The 17,055-nt window shown below is 37.8% G+C and carries 12 protein-coding genes; 9 read left to right on the forward strand and 3 right to left on the reverse strand.

The window, feature by feature from the left end; all coding sequences use genetic code 11:
• Nucleotides 1-597 precede the first annotated feature (597 nt).
• The 3 genes from G7B20_RS14995 to G7B20_RS15005 are packed head-to-tail and all read left to right on the forward strand — an operon-like array spanning nt 598 to nt 5,889.
• Entirely contained in the window at nt 598-2,934 is a 2,337-nt protein-coding gene (locus G7B20_RS14995; protein WP_164112230.1) for an Hsp70 family protein, read from the forward strand.
• 28 nt (nt 2,935-2,962) lie between these two features.
• Nucleotides 2,963-4,081 carry a UvrD-helicase domain-containing protein gene (locus tag G7B20_RS15000; RefSeq protein ID WP_164112231.1) on the forward strand — a complete coding sequence of 373 codons (1,119 nt, stop codon included), beginning with the start codon at nt 2,963-2,965 and terminating at the stop codon, nt 4,079-4,081.
• An 11-nt stretch (nt 4,082-4,092) separates the two neighbouring features.
• On the forward strand, nt 4,093-5,889 hold the full coding sequence (locus G7B20_RS15005; RefSeq protein ID WP_164112232.1) for a hypothetical protein: 1,797 nt from the start codon (nt 4,093-4,095) through the stop codon (nt 5,887-5,889).
• A gap of 306 nt (nt 5,890-6,195) precedes the next feature.
• Here the strand turns inward: G7B20_RS15005 and G7B20_RS15010 are convergent, their stop codons facing one another.
• Nucleotides 6,196-6,522 carry a hypothetical protein gene (locus G7B20_RS15010; RefSeq protein ID WP_164112233.1) on the reverse strand — a complete coding sequence of 109 codons (327 nt, stop codon included), beginning with the start codon at nt 6,520-6,522 and terminating at the stop codon, nt 6,196-6,198.
• A 208-nt stretch (nt 6,523-6,730) separates the two neighbouring features.
• Between G7B20_RS15010 and istA the strand changes: the two genes are divergently transcribed.
• Nucleotides 6,731-8,299: an IS21 family transposase gene (istA, locus tag G7B20_RS15015; protein ID WP_240466020.1), complete on the forward strand. Its 1,569-nt coding sequence runs from the start codon at nt 6,731-6,733 to the stop codon at nt 8,297-8,299.
• 48 nt (nt 8,300-8,347) lie between these two features.
• Nucleotides 8,348-9,064: an IS21-like element helper ATPase IstB gene (gene istB, locus G7B20_RS15020; protein WP_164112234.1), complete on the forward strand. Its 717-nt coding sequence runs from the start codon at nt 8,348-8,350 to the stop codon at nt 9,062-9,064.
• A 22-nt stretch (nt 9,065-9,086) separates the two neighbouring features.
• Here the strand turns inward: istB and G7B20_RS15025 are convergent, their stop codons facing one another.
• Nucleotides 9,087-9,359, reverse strand: a complete 273-nt coding sequence (locus G7B20_RS15025; RefSeq protein ID WP_164112235.1) for a hypothetical protein — start codon at nt 9,357-9,359, stop codon at nt 9,087-9,089.
• A gap of 45 nt (nt 9,360-9,404) precedes the next feature.
• Nucleotides 9,405-9,782 carry a hypothetical protein gene (locus G7B20_RS15030; protein WP_164112236.1) on the reverse strand — a complete coding sequence of 126 codons (378 nt, stop codon included), beginning with the start codon at nt 9,780-9,782 and terminating at the stop codon, nt 9,405-9,407.
• Nucleotides 9,783-10,073: 291 nt separating this feature from the next.
• On the opposite strand from G7B20_RS15030, the gene G7B20_RS15035 reads away from it, so the two are divergent.
• The 4 genes from G7B20_RS15035 to hsdR all read left to right on the forward strand — a co-directional run bounded on the left by G7B20_RS15035 (nt 10,074) and on the right by hsdR (nt 16,982).
• Nucleotides 10,074-11,084: a helix-turn-helix transcriptional regulator gene (locus tag G7B20_RS15035; RefSeq protein ID WP_164112237.1), complete on the forward strand. Its 1,011-nt coding sequence runs from the start codon at nt 10,074-10,076 to the stop codon at nt 11,082-11,084.
• 83 nt (nt 11,085-11,167) lie between these two features.
• Entirely contained in the window at nt 11,168-12,226 is a 1,059-nt protein-coding gene (locus G7B20_RS15040) for a hypothetical protein (protein WP_164112238.1), read from the forward strand.
• A 2-nt stretch (nt 12,227-12,228) separates the two neighbouring features.
• Complete coding sequence (locus tag G7B20_RS15045) at nt 12,229-13,179, forward strand: STING domain-containing protein (protein WP_164112239.1); 951 nt, start codon at nt 12,229-12,231, stop codon at nt 13,177-13,179.
• A 554-nt stretch (nt 13,180-13,733) separates the two neighbouring features.
• Nucleotides 13,734-16,982, forward strand: a complete 3,249-nt coding sequence (gene hsdR / locus G7B20_RS15050; protein WP_164112240.1) for a type I restriction-modification system endonuclease — start codon at nt 13,734-13,736, stop codon at nt 16,980-16,982.
• Nucleotides 16,983-17,055 lie beyond the last annotated feature (73 nt).

Here is a 17,055-nt window from a genome sequence, read left to right on the forward strand (position 1 = left end):
AAACCTACAAATAGGTCATATTGTATCTTCCAGTTTCCCGTAAGGCCGTATGTAGGCCTATCATTCCACGATCTCTACAAACCAATAATCTGGGAGTACATCCAACCCAATTACTCCATTATAGTGTTAAGAAATAGGGCCGTATAAACGAATTTCCCATAATGTCGCTTATTCAGTCCTTTAATACGGCCTAAGGTATTACCTAATTGTGGTTAATACTTTCCTCTAAGGTATTCAATGTTTTGTTGTAATACAAAGTATAAATGCTATTTTTGACAAGATGTTAATAGATTGTCTTTTGAACTTATTTGTTAGTGTTAAGTTTTGGAAAACAGTGTCATGAAAGTTTTATCCTCTTTCATGATATTAACCTTAGAAGAGGTTTGAGAGTCTTGTATATTAATGTTGTATTTTAAAATATAAGTCAGTTGGTGTGTTGAGCTTTTAAATGATACTGTGGGCTTTAAAGTTGCGACTTGCTTTAGACTTTATTGTTTTCTGACTATTCTTTAAAGAATAAAAGAATGCTTTAAAGAATGTTGGAGAAAAAATAGATTGAAACTTTGTTTAATAGTACGTTAGAAAATTATAAAAGTCATGACTTTAGCAAAAATATTTCCAGACGCGGTTAAGGACGTACCAGTAGAAAAACCTATTTCTATAGGAATAGATTTAGGTACAACCTATTCTTTGATGGCTACTGTGGATACCCAAAATGTAAATTTTGACAAAAGCAACCATATACCAGTCCAGTTTGTACGTTTTCCTCAATATAGTCCTCTTCCCTATGATCAGACTATAGAAGATGAAAAGATAGCATCTATTATTGCACTGTATAAGGGAAAACCCTACGTGGGGAATAATCTTCATCATTTGAAGGGGCATCCTGAATTCAAGTACAAACATAATATATTTTATCATTGGAAAGTTGAAATGGGGGTGGATCACCATCCTCTCTATCCCAATGCTGTATCTGAGAAATTGGATATGCCTTTCAAAATTGCGGGAAGTATTTTGAACTATATGCGGATAAACTATACCAATGGAGGGGATTATGCGTTGGATAATACGATTATTACAGTTCCTGCATCTTTCCAAGCCAATCAACGTAAAGACAGCTTGAAAGCCGCTGCAATGGCTAAAATCAACACATCAGAGACCATGCTTTTGGATGAACCAAATGCAGCTTTTATTGGTTATTTCAATAGATTAGCTGATCTGGAAAAAAATCGCTGGGCGGCAGAAGTTCGCAATAAAAATGTATTGGTCGTAGATTTTGGTGGAGGTACCTTGGATTTATCTTTATTAAATGTCGATTTTAGAACTGATTCAGGAATTACGATTAGTAATAAGGCTATTTCAAGATATAATGATCTTGGTGGACAAGATATAGATTTGCTTATTGCAGAGGAATATCTATTACCTATGGTAGAACCGTTGATTCCCGATTTTGACAGTTTACAAATCAGTGATATCAAGCAGGATATTATTCCACAGTTGACCGTAATAGCGGAAGATCTTAAAGTTCAGGTTTGTAACACCATGAGCCTAAAGGCAGGGAGCGGAGACGTGACTAAATTAGCATTAGCTTCCATCATTGGTCAAAGAAACCATAACATAATCTTGTTCAAAAATGAAGAAATTGACTTAGGTAATATATCTATTACTGCAGAAAAGTTCAAGGAGTTATTTATCAAGTTTTTTAGAGGAAAGAGCTATTCGTTTAAGTATTATGATAAGACGATTGCGACAGTTAGTACTTCCATCAGCGAAATTGTAGAAAAAGCTGACGAGACATTAGATGCAGTGGACTATGTTCTACTGGTAGGAGGGAGTTCATTCAACCCATTATTAGGGGCTATGATTAAAGAAAAGATGATTAATGCCCATTTGTTGATTTCTTCCGAGCCTGATAAATTGGTAGCAGAAGGAGCGGCGGTGTATTCTTTTTTTATGAATCAGTACGGTGTATCCTTGATCAGTCCGATTACAAGTGATAATTTGGGGGTTCGTCTTAGAAGCAATCGTTTCTTCCCTATTATTGAAAAAGGAAGATCTCTACCTCAAAAAGTCGATATTCCAGATTTTAAGCTACAGACGAATATGCTGAGTGAGGTTGTGGTGCCAGTTTGTATTAATGGTGCGGATTTTCCGATAGGGGAGATCCGTTGTGCATTGAAGAAAATATATTCAATTGATACAGCGATCAAAATACAAGCCGAAATAACCAAAGATAAGGTTTTCAGTATGCAGGTCTATGCTGGCGATGAACTTATCGGTAATGCAGAGTTTGAAAATCCTTTCGCTATTGGTAAGTTGTCTGAAGAGCAGCTTGAGGCTTATCAGATACAATCCGCTTTAAACAAAGCACGCCAAGCTAATAATAGATCTGAAGAAAAACGTTTATTGCGTGTACTTATAGAGAAACACTATGATGCAATTAATTATTTAGGAGGCCTAGAAAACACGGAGTTATACATTAAGCGTTTCGATGATCAAGATGTATGGGTATGGAATATGAATCACATTTTGAATTCAAAGCTAGGACGTAAAAGGGCGTCTAAAGAAGCATTGGATCGTGCAATTGAATTATCTCCTGAAGACAGTGTATTACATTATAACTATTCCTTAATCTTAGAACAAAATAGCGACGAGGAAGCGTTAGCATATTTAGAGAGTTTAACGGAGGGGATTAAGAAACAAAGGAATATAAAATGTAAGATCACACTTTTGAAAAATGACCGTGAGGCAGCTAGGAAGATTGTAGAGGAGTATAAAAGATCTCCTGCAGGATATTCTGAGTTTCAAAGAAAGGTCTTATTAAGAGATCTTTTCAAGGTGTTAGATGAGCCTTATGCTTATATCGATCCAAAAGTAACCCGTAGGCAGGAAGATGAGTCTAAATATTTAGAAGTGAGTGATTTGCCTTTTTAACCTTAACTAGCTACTATAAACTTATACTATGTTTTTAATTTCCTATAATCGTTTGTCAGAAGAACAAAAGGAGGTTGTAAAAAGAATCTCTCGTGAGAAAAAAAATCTATTTGTAGAGGGGCCTCCTGGATCAGGAAAAACACTTATTAGTCTATATACACTTCGTGATATGGTTCAAGAAGGGACAGTAAGACCTTTGCTCTTGATGTATAACCATAGCTTGTATGGTTACTTGCAGACAGCTATGAAAGAGCTGGAAATAGCAGATAACATTACAATAGCTACGAAAGATAAGTTTTTTTGGGATCTGGCGAGAGAGTTTAATATTGAATCAGGATACGGGTCTTATAACGAGAAGTATGATAACCTGCTTACTGGATTGCAATCAATTCCTTTAAGCAAAATATATGATGTTGCCGTTGTAGATGAAGTTCAGGATCTAAATCCGAAAGAATGGGAACTCATAAATAAATTAACTAAAAGAATTACTTCTTTAGGAGACTTTAATCAAGGTATTTATGAAAGCGATTTGTCTAAAGACGATATAACAAAATCTAGTCTTTTAGAACGGTTGACTAAAATATTTAGATTTCATAAGAATATAGCAAAATTTGCATCTTTATTTTCGCGTACGAATGATGACTTAGAGTCTAAAGTTATTAAACTATCACAAACTACACCACAGTTTATCGAAAGTAATAAGGATGATGAATTTGATAAAATTATCGAAATTTTGACCTCAATAAAGAGTTTACGTCAACGCATTGGTATAATTTGTCCAGATAGAGATTTATTGGATAGCCTTTCAGACTTTTTAGGTAGTAAAGACGTTGAATACGATTACTATCCGGAGAATAGAGATTTAAGAACACATGATTTTACTTCAACCACGCCTTTATTAATCTCTAGTTTCAGTGCTAAAGGACTAGAATTCGAGCATGTAATCTTGTTCGGTTTCAATGCTAGTAGTGGTATGGTAACACGACTACGTAATCAAAATAGGTTACGAGATGTATTGTATGTTAGCATTACAAGGACAAATGCAAATTTGTATATAATAAAGACTGAGGACACGATAGACGAATTAAAAAACGTTGATTTATTTAAAACCCCTGTGCCAGCTGTGGATCCAAGTGATTGGTTCTAAAATTTTAAAGCATGAAAGATATTAAAATTTATATTTCTTTGAGCGAAGCAGAATCGTTAGTTTTTAATAAGGCATTAATTATTCCAAGCTATAGACAAGCTGTAGACCGTGCTCAGAAGAGTTGGGCTATAGCAATATATCTAAATCATGAGGCTCTTCAGCTTGATGATAATTTCTTTTTAATTCTGTCAAGTAATATTAAGTGTTTTGAAATACCTGAGAGAGAGGAAAGCTTGTTTTTAAATCATTTCAAAATACCTAAAGGCCTTTACTTTACAATAGATCGTAAATTTAGAGATGGGAAAGAAGTTAAGGATATTTTTGACAGTACAGCTGAAAGCATAATTACAGAAGAGCAGATTTTTGTATTTAAAGGAATACGAAGAGGAGTATTACAATGCTATCAACTTGCTATCAATGAAAAGGTATCAAAAGCCTTTATTCACACTGCACTTTCACTGATTAATAGTTTGGAAAAATGGGATCCTTTCCATATTCTTTTTATTAACGAAGTTGTTAGAAACCAATTTTATCCGATTCTCGATATTAATGATGGTAAATTTCACACAGAAGCGTTTAAAAGGTTTATATGGTTGGGCAGATATACTTTTGAATATTTATCTAAAGACAATACTTATAGTGATGATCACATCGCGGAGGGAAAACAATGGTTGAAAGCATTAAGTGATAAAAATAACACTGAAACCATTGTAGATACTATAAAAAAATCACCTTTAATATTTGCTGACCATTATGAGTTTTTGTTAGGCTATTATGTTGCATCGTCTTTTTATGAAGAAGCGAATGTGGGCGAGGGTTATTATTTTTATCTTCAACAGATTTTAGATGAGATCGGTTTAGGGAAAAATACTTTTGTTTTATTCTGGTCAATTTTTTTCCAGTCTATATATAAGGACGAAATCGACTTTTTGTATTTTATTCCTTCTCTTCAAAAAGATCAAGAAATAATAGAGAAAAGCATTCTTTCTTTATTCTGTTCAAATATCGAATTAAATAATTCAAAATCAAACCTACCTAGCATTAATGAACATGATCGTCTGACTGAGTACATTCAATTATTAAAAGGCGGAAACTTAAAAGATCTAAAAATTATAACGCAAGAAGAGCTAAGAAGTTTATACAAGAATAATGTCAATTCGTCAAGCTTACGTTCAATGGGATTCGAACTAGAGCCTTCTCAATTTTCATTCGATTTTATTCGAAATAAATGTCAATTTGGAAGAGATGGTTTCTTAATAAATCTACAAAGTAAGCCATATGAAGTGACCTTTTATTTAGTTAAGGGCAGTGAGTCGGAGATATGGTTGAAGGATTTGAAGATTAAAACTAAGCCTATTAGGAAATTAATAGATGGCTCAAAAAAAGTATTGGTTAGTTTCATAGAGATAGGGGCATATGATCGTAGTTTGTTGAGTTTCTATGAATATTTAGTTAGCCAACATGAGAAGGAGGAAATTTTTAAAGAAACTGTTATTGTTCTGATGGTAGATGAAAGTTTAGAGTATGTTCAGTCAATAGAATTTCAGCGAGATAAATTGAAAATTGAAAATTATTGTCGTTCCGTATTCGGAGCAAACTGTCACGTCTTGGTGAAAAATCTAAATAATAATTCTGATGGAGAAATAAAGCGTAATTTGAAGCATATAATAGAAAAATATCAAATAAAGGATGTGGAGCTAGTGGATGAAAACATTGATGATACGATATTAGAATGGATGATTAGTGCGAACATATCTTACATTTTGGATTCGGAGGTCAAAAAATCCTATTCCATCATTAATCTATAGGTGTGATTTTACATTCTGTATAGAGAGGAGCTTGCTAAGAAGTATCCTGGTTATGTTGGTGGGTATTTTAGCCCCATTAGATGTAATCAATTTTGTATTTATTACATCGCTATTCGTAGCTAGCGCTGTCGTTTGGCTGTTGCATAAATCAATGTTAAAAGAATCATAGTAAGTTTACAAGTAGCACCCCTTGCAAAGGAGCGCTAGTAGAGAGTAAAGGCTATTTACCATTCCATCGTAAAAAACCGAGGCCTCTGCCCAATCAAAAGGGTAGGGGCCTCGGTTCTAAATCCAATAAGTAGAAATCTATCTGCCCAATGCCTTTCTGCGTTCTATCTCAGCCTGCAGACTCTGGAACCATTCCTGGTATACACGTGGCTCGTAGATCATCTGCTCCTTATTCTCCTTGTTCACCTGTCCCCAGTAGCCATTACGACTAGTTTCTGCCCCCTCATACATAGAGATCTTAACCTCCGTCACCTCATCATTCACACCCTCCACATAAAACATAGCCTTAGACGTATTCGCATCCTTCGACGTACCTGTCCAGAAGCGTTGCGAAGCAGCATTCTTGTTCTCGATACGCTTATTCGCATTGATCAATGGATATACTGGAGCAAGCTGACCCCTCAAAATTGAATTAGTTTTAGTGAGTCATATTGGGTTTAAAGCCTATATTCACATGCCATACTGGCGGATATTGACCCCCTAATTTCTTTTTTCAGTTCATTTCGCTGGAGCATAGCTTGTCCCGAGAATCGGGGTTGCCCCCTTAGTGAGTAGTTTTTGTTACTTAGTGATTACACAATTTGGATCACTGATGGCTGGAAAACCAAAACGAATGAGTCAGATAAAACAATTAATCAGATTGTATCAGGGTGGTAGCGGAATAAAAACCATCGCCCGCATTCTGGGAATGAGCAAGAATACGGTGAGGTCATATCTTAAAAAGATGGCCGAAGGCGGTTTCAATACCGAAGAACTTCTTAAACAGGAGGAACCTTTATTAGAAAAGTCATTTCATTCCGGTAACCCTGCTTATAAAGCAGATAAGTTTGAATACCTAAAAAGCCGTCTTTCGTATTACGAAAAAGAACTAAAACGCACTGGAGTCACCAAACAGTTGCTCTGGCAGGAATACATTGAAAGCGACCCCACAGGCTACAGCTATCCCCAGTTTACCTATCACTTAAGACAACAGCTTATCTCCCGGAAGGGCAGCATGGTGATGGAGCACAGCCCTGGAGATAAATTATATATTGACTTTTCCGGCAAAAAGCTCCATTACATTGACCGCTCCACAGGAGAGCTGGTCGCCTGTGAGGTATTTGTAGCCTGTCTGCCTTTTTCAGACTATGCATTTGCCATGGCTGTGCCCTCTCAGCAGACTCCAGACTTTTTGTACGCCTTGAGTTGTTGCCTGGAGACTATGGGCGGTGTACCCAAAGCTATTGTTCCCGACAATCTGAAAGCTGCAGTGATCAAAGCAGATAAATACGAACCCATCTTAAACCAGTCTATGGAAGACTTCGCCAACCATTACGGTACAGTTGTACTGCCCGCCCGAGCAGGTCGTCCTAAAGACAAATCACTGGTAGAGAATCAGGTAAAAATGATATACACCCGTGTTTTTGCGCCATTGAGAGACCGACAGTTCTTCGATATCCATTCGCTCAATGAAGCTATAAAGACCTGTATGATAAAGCACAACCAGACACGGATGCAGCAAAAGCCATACTGTCGCGAGGAACGGTTCTTAAGTGCCGAAAAATCTACATTGGGTGAACTTCCCAGAGAACGGTTTGAGTTAAAATACTACGCTGATCTCAAAGTTGGGGAAAACGGACACATCTACCTACAGCGTAACAAACATTATTACAGCGTACCGTTCGCCTATATCGGGACAAGGGTAAAGATCATTTACACACGTAGTATGGTATCAATCTATTGTCAGGGTAAACAGGTTGCTGCACATATACGTAGCTATCAGGAAAATGCGTACACAACAGTTGCAGAGCACTTAAAATCCGAGCATCAGGCCTATAAAAACCGATCCCATGAGACATACTTAACAAGGGCAAAAGCCCATTCTGCGGAGTTCGCTGAACTACTGGAAGCTCTCTTTGAGCGCGCACGCTATCCCGAACAGTTATTCCGTACCTGTGACGGGCTGTTCCGGTTAAAGCGGGACTTCCCTAAAGAAGAGTTCGACAGGGCATGTAAGTACGTCCTTAAAAACAAACTATACACCTACTACTACTTTAGGAATGTGCTTGAGAACGGCACTGCTAACAATCAGGAAGAGGGTTCGGTGAAAAGCTCTTTGCCGGAGCATGCGAACATCAGAGGTAGAGCATATTACGCAAGTAACCAGCCTACACTCTTTAATCAGCCAAAGGATGGACTGTGAATACAATAACCAGCTTACAACTGAACAGAATAACAAAACAATAATAAAATGAACATTGAAACACAAATGAGAGCATTGCGCTTGCATGGTATGGAGCGCAACTGGAAAGCACTGAATGAAACACGACGGAGTACCGAACTTACCCTTTCAGAAGGACTATCGCTATTGCTGCAGGCAGAAGCAGATGAACGGGATGAAAAGCGGTTTGGCCGCCTCAGGCAGAATGCAGGGTTCCGTTACCAGGCTTCGGTAGAAGAGATAAACATCGTAGCCACCCGAGGTCTGGACAAGGGAATGATCACTACGCTGGCCACCGGCGAGTACATCAGAAAAGGAGATCCGATACTCATCAGCGGTGCTACGGGATGTGGGAAGAGCTTTCTCTCTTCAGCTCTGGGTCATCATGCCTGTGCTCAGGGGTATAAAGTCTTGTACTTTAACCTACAAAAGCTACTCCTAAAGACTAAAATGGCTCGTTTGGAAGGAACATTGCACAAGCTGATGGATAAGATCTCAAAAACAGACCTGCTGATTGTTGACGACTTTGGGCTAGTGAATCTGGACCAACAGCAAAGACTGGATCTGATGGAAATAATTGAAGATAGGCACGCTAAGGCATCGACCATAATTGCCAGTCAGTTGCCTGTGGCCAGCTGGTATGATGTCATTGGAGAGGATACTATTGCAGATGCAATACTTGATAGACTCATCCATGGTTCATATAGAATCGAGCTTAAAGGCGAAAGTCTAAGAAAAAAGAAGTAATATTGTCAGGTCATCAGTTGGACTAAAACACAAACTCTCTAGAGGGGTCAGTATGTCCAGCAGAGGGGTCAACATCAACATTATATCCAATCAATCCCGTCTCCTTATCCGCGCGCACTACCATATAACTCTCAGACTGCAACAGGCTGATGATAGACTTGAATACAAGATCCTGTCCCGAATCAAATTGCTTAGTAGTCATCATTTTCACTTCAGTAGGTGTACGCGTCACCATTTGTGTAGCACAGGAGCTGAATAAGGCTACAGCAATCAATAGGGTAATAACTCTTTTCATATATTTCTAAAAAATCCAATAAACAATAATACAGGAAGCGACAACTTAGAAAGCCGTAGCGACCACCGAATAGTCCGATATCACATCATTCGCATCAAACGTGATGATCAAGTCAAAAGACCTACTACTGCTACTTTGACTGGCACGTTCGCCAGCAAAGAAATCCGTCGAACCCGCTTTCTGCTCCACCGACATACGGTTGTAACTCCACACCTCCAGGTTCGATTTGTTTTTCGAGACAAGGTTAGGAGCCCCGAATAGCTTAAGCACTTCATCTTGCGTTGTACTACCGTTCACGAGATGACTTTTAACAACCCCCATTGTGAGGTTACTCTTTTGCGCATTACCCTCTGTGCCGTACTTGTAACTAGTACAAGAAGAAAATGACAACACCAATAGTGCTGAAAGTAGAATTTTATTCATATGTGTATAATTTGATTTTTATCTGTCATATGGAATATCCAAACTATATTCATTCGTGTTTGTGCAGTCTGTACTACATGGATATTTCATAGTTTAAAATTTTGACAAACATATCCAATGCAAACATTTAATAATTACGGTTCGCCGTAAAATCAAATGATAATAGCATCTTATCATTGTACAAAGATTACTACTCTCAATGCACTCTATGGACACAGTACAATATTTAACTGTGCACATACAATACACACATTATACGTATATTCGTTTCCCGAGACCAATACAATTAAGATGGCCACCAACAAACATGCAATTATTCGATACGAAGCCCTAGACAGATGCTTTTCCAATAGAGGCAAAAACTTCTTTATAGACGATTTGATCACTTACGTATCCGAAGCACTAAAAAAATATACCGGTACGGATAGTACCATTTCCAGAAGACAACTGTTTAAGGATATGGATTTCATGCGCAGCGAAGCAGGATTCCGCGCGCCCATAGAAAGTCTAAAAGAAGGGAAAAAGACCTACTACCGCTATCAGGACAAAAGCTATACGTTGGCCATGCAGCAGATCAATCCAGTCGAAGCCGAGTTATTGAAGACCACACTAGAGATGCTTGGGCGCTTCAAAGGATTGCCCCAGTTTGATTATGTACAAGAACTGGCGCTAAAGCTCAAGAAAAGCTTTCAGCTAGAAGATCTCGAGCACAGCATATACTTCGATCAAAACGAATACCTGCGCAACTTGCACCTACTGGGCGATATCCTGAAGCTTATCAATCAAAAGAAAGTCTTAAGCATTCAGTACCGATCCTTCAACCAGACTGAAGAAGAAGATATAATCATTCATCCCTATTTCCTGAAGCAGTACAACAAGCGTTGGTTTCTCTATGGACAATGCCAGGGCTTTGACACCTGGACCAGTCTAGCCCTCGATCGTATCGTGGGTATCAGCGTCACCGATGACACTTTGTTTATCCCATGCAATGCATCACCGGACGACTATTTCGAGGACATTATCGGCGTCAGCAAACCGATCGATGGCGACTGTCAGTACGTCAAGATTAAGATAAACAAATCGCTATGGCCTTATATAGATTCCAAACCACTACATCCATCTCAGACTGTTATTGAGCGCAGCGCAGAATACACCATTATCCAATTGGAGATTATTCCCAATTACGAATTTTATGCGCAGATACTAGGATTTGGAGCAGCGGTTGAAATCATAGAGCCAATGGAGATACGAGCTGTAATTCGTCAAAAAATCAAAGAAAGTTTTGACAGGTATGAAAGCTAATTTACCCTATGCACATAGAGTGCACAGATTACATATACCTTTGTTTTGATATTTAAAATTAACAAGCTATAAGCAGAAAAATTATGAATAAGAACTACGGCCAACTAATTGGCAATGTCCAAAGAAGATCGAATCCGGAAAATGTTGTGTTAGAAAAAGCTTTTTCAGATGAACTATCTACTCTTCAATACAATGATGTTTTGAAGTATATCACGCTAGCAATGAATGGCGTAGAGCCTTCCTACACAGAAAGGAGTAAAGAGGCCGGTGAAAGAGTCAAAAATCATTTAAAAGAAACGCTCTCTGATGTGATTTATAAATATCAAGGCTCGGTAATGACAAATACACACATAAAAGGGAGTAGTGATATTGACTTATTAGTGATCACAGATAAATTCTACACCTTTGATCGCAGCGGAATCGAGAAGGCATTGACTGATTACAGTCAAACGATTTACCTAAGAGAGTCCCAAATTAACAGTCTGAAAAGTCAACTACAAGGTGGAGGTTATAGCACCGATACTGCTCTTCAAGATTTACGTGAAAATCGTATAAATTCAGAGTACAAACTGGATGATAAATATGATATCTGTGATATTACTCGTCCTAAATCTATTAAAATCACGAACCAACATCTTAAGCGAGATGTCGATGTAGTAATTGCTAATTGGTATGATGACGTAAAATCCGTAATCAATGATAAAAATGATGATTATCGTGGAATACAAGTCTATAACAAACAATCTCATTCTAAAGGAGACGTCGATTACCCTTTTTTAAGTATCAAGCGTATTAATGAGAAGAGCGCAAGCACCCAAGGTCGATTAAAAAAAATGATTCGCTTTCTAAAAAATGTTAAAGCCGATAGTGATAAAGAAATTGATCTAAGCAGCTTCGATCTCAATGCCATTTGCTACGACATCGATGTCATTGCCTACAAAGATTTAAACAAGTACATGCTTGTAGCTGTTGCGCTAAACCAACTTAATAAGCTTGCGACTGACGGGTATTCAGCGAATAATCTTACTTCCGTGGATGGGCGAGAATATATTTTTAGAGATAATCCCGAAAAATTACAATCACTAAAAAACCTAATGAGTGATGTAAACCTAATTTTATCTGATTTAAAACCACAATTATAAGTATGAGAAAGAAGAAAATATTTATCGGATCTTCAAGCGAAGAATTGGATTTAGCAAACGCAGCAAAAGATATTTTAGAGGCAGACAACACCTTTGAGGTCACAATATGGAATGAAGAGGTATGGGATAAGGCAGTTTTTAAATTAAACAACAACTATCTAAATGATTTAATTAGAGCTACACTACAGTTTGATTTTGGAATTCTTATTGGTACGCAGGACGATAAGGTGGAGGTTAGAGAAATAGAATATCTGCAACCAAGGGATAATATTTTATTTGAGTTAGGGTTATTCATAGGACGACTTGGATTGAATAATTGTGCATTTTTAATAGACAAAGATATCAAAGTACTGTCTGATATTAAAGGAATATCATTAGCCAGGTTCGAAAGGAATAAGTTGCAAACATTCACCAAAGCTATAAATCAGGTAAAGAGCATGTTTAAAAATCAATCGGATTCAGGAATAAACTTTTTTCCTTCATCGACATTGGCAGCTGTATATTATGAAAATTTTATAAAACCGACATGTTTACATATCATTCAAAATAATGGCATCCTGAATGATGATAATGTAAAGTACCAAGATTGCATCATCAAAATTATTATACCAGAGCGTTTGACATCCGATGTCAATAGTCAGTTTCAAACTTTAAAAAGGAAGTTTCAAACCAAGAAATTGACTTTTGACTATTTGGGTAGACCTCGAAACATTGACGTAGAGGTGCTAGTTAAAGATGGGAAATTGTTCGTTATCGATTTTCCAACCGTTTTATCCGGAATTAATTATGCGATATCCAACCTATTGCCGAACGATTTCAACGCAATGTCTGATGATTATGATTCCATTTTAAATAGGGAGTTTGATCGGTTTATATACACATTAAATAAACTAGCTTTAAGAGATGGATATAATGAATTAATCAGCGTTATTAACGAGAGAAATATTAAGTAATTAATTATGGGGTAATGACCATCAGTCAAAAAAGCAAAGGTCACAGAAGGAAACACGCTTCCTGTCCACTTTGCAATCACGAATTTCCAAAAGATCTCCGCAAATTCTTACAGCATTTGGAAGAAAATCATTATCCTGGATTTGAATATGCAAATGGACATTTCTTGTATTATCAGGACAAAAAATTATTGAGTCTAAAAATTCGAAATTCAATTGAATCCTTCTGCCTCAAGTTACTGCTGGAACAAGCAGAGCAATTTTTAAAGGGAAAGCGAGGTGAGTCAATAAAAATCATCGAAAAGTGTTCAAAATGTCGCGTTTCCAAGTCTTCTTTTACTAGATATTCAATCGATGGTAAATTTCAATTTCTCTTTTGTGTGTCGTGTAAGAATAAACTATCCAAAAGCGAGAGTTATATTAAAATAATTTACAACCCGACTGAGCTTAGAAAACGTTAATTCTACAATGAACACCTAAACACAAATTGAACACGTCCAATAACGGCATTTTAAGTATATTTGGTTCCAACTGACAACAATCATTAAGTAGAGAATATGGCCAAATCCAATTTCCAGTTTTTAGAAGAAGAATACGCCTTGCTGTATAACTTAGCACAAGCGGCTGAGTACAACCTATATCAAGATCCGGCTACATCTTTATTTAAATTGAGGCAATATGGAGAGTATATGGCCAAACAGATATTTGAGATCTATGGAATCGACTTACCTGAAGATACCAAATTTCAAAACCTCGTATATACATTAAGAAATCAGGGCATTCTACCAAGCAATGTGATTGATCATTTTACGATCTTGCGTAAGCAGGGAAATGATGCCGTTCACGAATATGTCGGTACCACGGAAGACGCTACATCCTCACTTTTTTCCGCTTTTAAGTTAGGGAAATGGTTTTATGAAGCCTATTCAGTAAAGAATCGTGATATTTCCAATATCAGGTTCAGTAAACCAGAAAACTTAGACGCACGTCACGCTCTTCATATACTAGAAGAAGAAAACAAGGTTTTAAAGCAACAGTATGATGAGGCTATTATTGCGCAACACAAAACGGTTAGCGCCGAGCAACGTCAGGCGTTAACAGAACGCGCTAAGCGCTCTGCGTCCAAGCTGGATATGGACGAAGCGCAGACACGTGAACTCATCGACCTTAATCTACGTAAGATTGGTTGGGAAGCCGATACTAAAGTGTTAAACGCCAAAATTCATAAAACCCGACCAGAACGAGGACGAAACATAGCTATTGCCGAATGGCCAGTCTCTGGAGGTTATGCAGATTATGCCTTGTTCATTGGAACGAGCCTCTATGCTGTCGTCGAAGCAAAAAAATATGGACAAGACATATCGACCAATCTTGATCAGAGCAAACGCTATGCGTTAAATATAATACCACAAGACGGAGTCGATATCCTTGGGGATTGGGATGGCTACAAAGTTCCATTTCTATATTCAACAAATGGGAGAGAGTACCTACAACAAATTGCCACAAAAAGTGGTGTATGGTATCTCGACGTTCGTCAAAAATACAACAATTCCAGGTCGGTAAAAGGATTCCATAGTCCGCAGGATCTACAGAAAAAGTTGGAGCAAGATATTGCCTTAGCAAATAAAAAACTGGAAGACAACTCATTGGATTTCCTGCAGCTCAAAACTGGACTTGGCCTACGCGATTATCAGATTAAGGCTATTCAAGCAGTTGAAAATGTGGTCATCCATCAGCCCGATACCAACAGAGCATTACTGGCAATGGCTACCGGAACCGGGAAAACACGTACCATTATTGGGCTAGCATATCGTTTAATACAGACCAATCGTTTCAAACGTATTTTGTTTTTGGTCGACCGGACATTATTGGCCAAACAAGCATTAGATGGGTTTAAAGATTACAAAGTCGATGACCTAAAGAGTTTTAACGACATCTATCATATCGATGGTTTAAAAACTATATGGCCTGATATCGACAGCCGGATTCATTTTGCTACGGTACAAAGTTTGGTCAAAAGACTATATCACGGAGATAGCGAAGGAAAAGCGCTTAGTATCGACACCTATGATTGCATTATTGTCGACGAAGCTCACCGCGGATATCTACTGGACAAAGAGATGGATGATGAAGAAATCTATTTCAAAGACCAGGACGATTACGTGAGCAAGTACCGTCAGGTCCTAGATTACTTCGATGCTTTCGCTGTTGGTCTTACAGCCACTCCGGCTTTGCATACTACGGGAATTTTCAACAGACCTGTATTCAATTACGGCTTGCGAGAGGCCGTATTGGATGGATATTTGGTAGATCAGGATCCACCGATTAAGATTACGACTCAATTGTCGGAAGAGGGAATTGTCTGGGAGAAAGGTGAAAAGCCCATGGTGTATGACAAAGAAGATAACCAAATTGTTGAATTAGATGAGTTAGAAGATGAATTGAAATTCGATATTTCAGGATTCAATAAGCGTGTCATTACCGAGAACTTTAACCGAACGGTTCTCCGTGAATTGGTAAACCATATAGATCCGGATAGCGAAGCCAAAACTTTGATTTTTGCAGCTACCGACGAACATGCGGACATGATTGTCAAAATCTTAAAGGAAGAGTTTGATACTGCTGGAATCCCTATCCCAGACGATGCTGTAGTCAAAATTACAGGAAAATCGGACCAACCAGAAGATAAAGTAAAACGATATAAGAACGAGAAATACCCAAATATTGCCGTCACAGTAGATCTTTTGACTACAGGTATTGATGTACCAAAGATATGCAACTTGGTTTTCATGCGTCGTGTCAGATCTCGTATTCTCTATGACCAAATGATAGGTCGAGCTACGCGATTATGTCCTGAAATCAACAAAGAAAGCTTTCGAGTCTTTGATGCTGTCAACCTGTACGAAAACATTAAAGATTATACCGAGATGAAGCCGTTGGTTGTAAATCCTTCCGCCGACTTTAGGACGTTGAATTACGAGTTTCAACATATACAATCGGAAGACAGAGCCGCACAACAAGTAGATCAGATCATTGCCAAATTACAACGTAAAAAACGTGCTAAAGGTTTAGATACGGAAAAGATAAAATATTTCACTGGAATGGATTCTATAGATGACTTTATTAAAAATATTCGAGAAAAAAACATAGCAGAACAAATCCAAATCTTATCCGAAACGAATGAACTTTGGAAATACTTAGACGAGTTCAGATCCGCTCCGGCACACCAATTTTATTCCAATCACACTGATGTATTGAGAGAAGTTACTATTGGATATGGAGATTCAGAAAAGCCTGAAGACTATATCGAAGGCTTCAAGCAGTTCTTAGAAGAAAATCAAAATAAAATTGCAGCTCTGAAACTGATTGCGACATCACCTACTCAGCTAAAACGTGCTGATCTAAAAGAACTCATCTTGTTGCTGGACACCAAAGGATATACACTTCGTACGCTACGTGAAGCATGGAAAAACGCGAATAGACAGGATGTAGCCGCCGATATTATAGCTTATATACGTACCTTGATGTTGGGCTCCGTATTGGTGAGTAAGGAAGACCGTGTTAAACAGGCTTTTGATAAACTTTACCAAGAGCAAAACTGGAATGTCTCCCAAAAGAACTTGCTTCAACGTATCGAGAAACAAATGATCGCTGAGGCTATCGTTACCGTCGAAGACCTAGACAATGAACCTTTCTCAACAGAATACGGTGGTTTTGAACGGATCAATAAAAGATTTGGAAATCAGTTGCCAGATATCCTGCAAAAAATTAATACCTACATGTATAACGGAAATCAAACGGCTTAATCTTAAAGCTAATTTGTCTTCCTAGCTATTTAAGGTAGCAATAGTAATAATTGAAAATAAAAAGAAAATACAA

Source organism: Sphingobacterium sp. xlx-96, from assembly GCF_011007365.1.
In the GTDB taxonomy this organism is placed as follows: domain Bacteria; phylum Bacteroidota; class Bacteroidia; order Sphingobacteriales; family Sphingobacteriaceae; genus Sphingobacterium; species Sphingobacterium luzhongxinii.

Excerpts from the sequence above, each read along its gene's own strand:
- G7B20_RS15025 (WP_164112235.1), bottom strand. The coding sequence starts at position 9,359 with ATGAAAAGAGTTATTACCCTATTGATTGCTGTAGCCTTATTCAGCTCC.
- G7B20_RS15000 (WP_164112231.1), top strand. The coding sequence starts at position 2,963 with ATGTTTTTAATTTCCTATAATCGTTTGTCAGAAGAACAAAAGGAGGTT.
- G7B20_RS14995 (WP_164112230.1), top strand. The coding sequence starts at position 598 with ATGACTTTAGCAAAAATATTTCCAGACGCGGTTAAGGACGTACCAGTA.
- G7B20_RS15040 (WP_164112238.1), top strand. The coding sequence starts at position 11,168 with ATGAATAAGAACTACGGCCAACTAATTGGCAATGTCCAAAGAAGATCG.
- istB (WP_164112234.1), top strand. The coding sequence starts at position 8,348 with ATGAACATTGAAACACAAATGAGAGCATTGCGCTTGCATGGTATGGAG.
- G7B20_RS15030 (WP_164112236.1), bottom strand. The coding sequence starts at position 9,782 with ATGAATAAAATTCTACTTTCAGCACTATTGGTGTTGTCATTTTCTTCT.
- hsdR (WP_164112240.1), top strand. The coding sequence starts at position 13,734 with ATGGCCAAATCCAATTTCCAGTTTTTAGAAGAAGAATACGCCTTGCTG.
- G7B20_RS15035 (WP_164112237.1), top strand. The coding sequence starts at position 10,074 with ATGGCCACCAACAAACATGCAATTATTCGATACGAAGCCCTAGACAGA.
- istA (WP_240466020.1), top strand. The coding sequence starts at position 6,731 with ATGAGTCAGATAAAACAATTAATCAGATTGTATCAGGGTGGTAGCGGA.
- G7B20_RS15045 (WP_164112239.1), top strand. The coding sequence starts at position 12,229 with ATGAGAAAGAAGAAAATATTTATCGGATCTTCAAGCGAAGAATTGGAT.
- G7B20_RS15005 (WP_164112232.1), top strand. The coding sequence starts at position 4,093 with ATGAAAGATATTAAAATTTATATTTCTTTGAGCGAAGCAGAATCGTTA.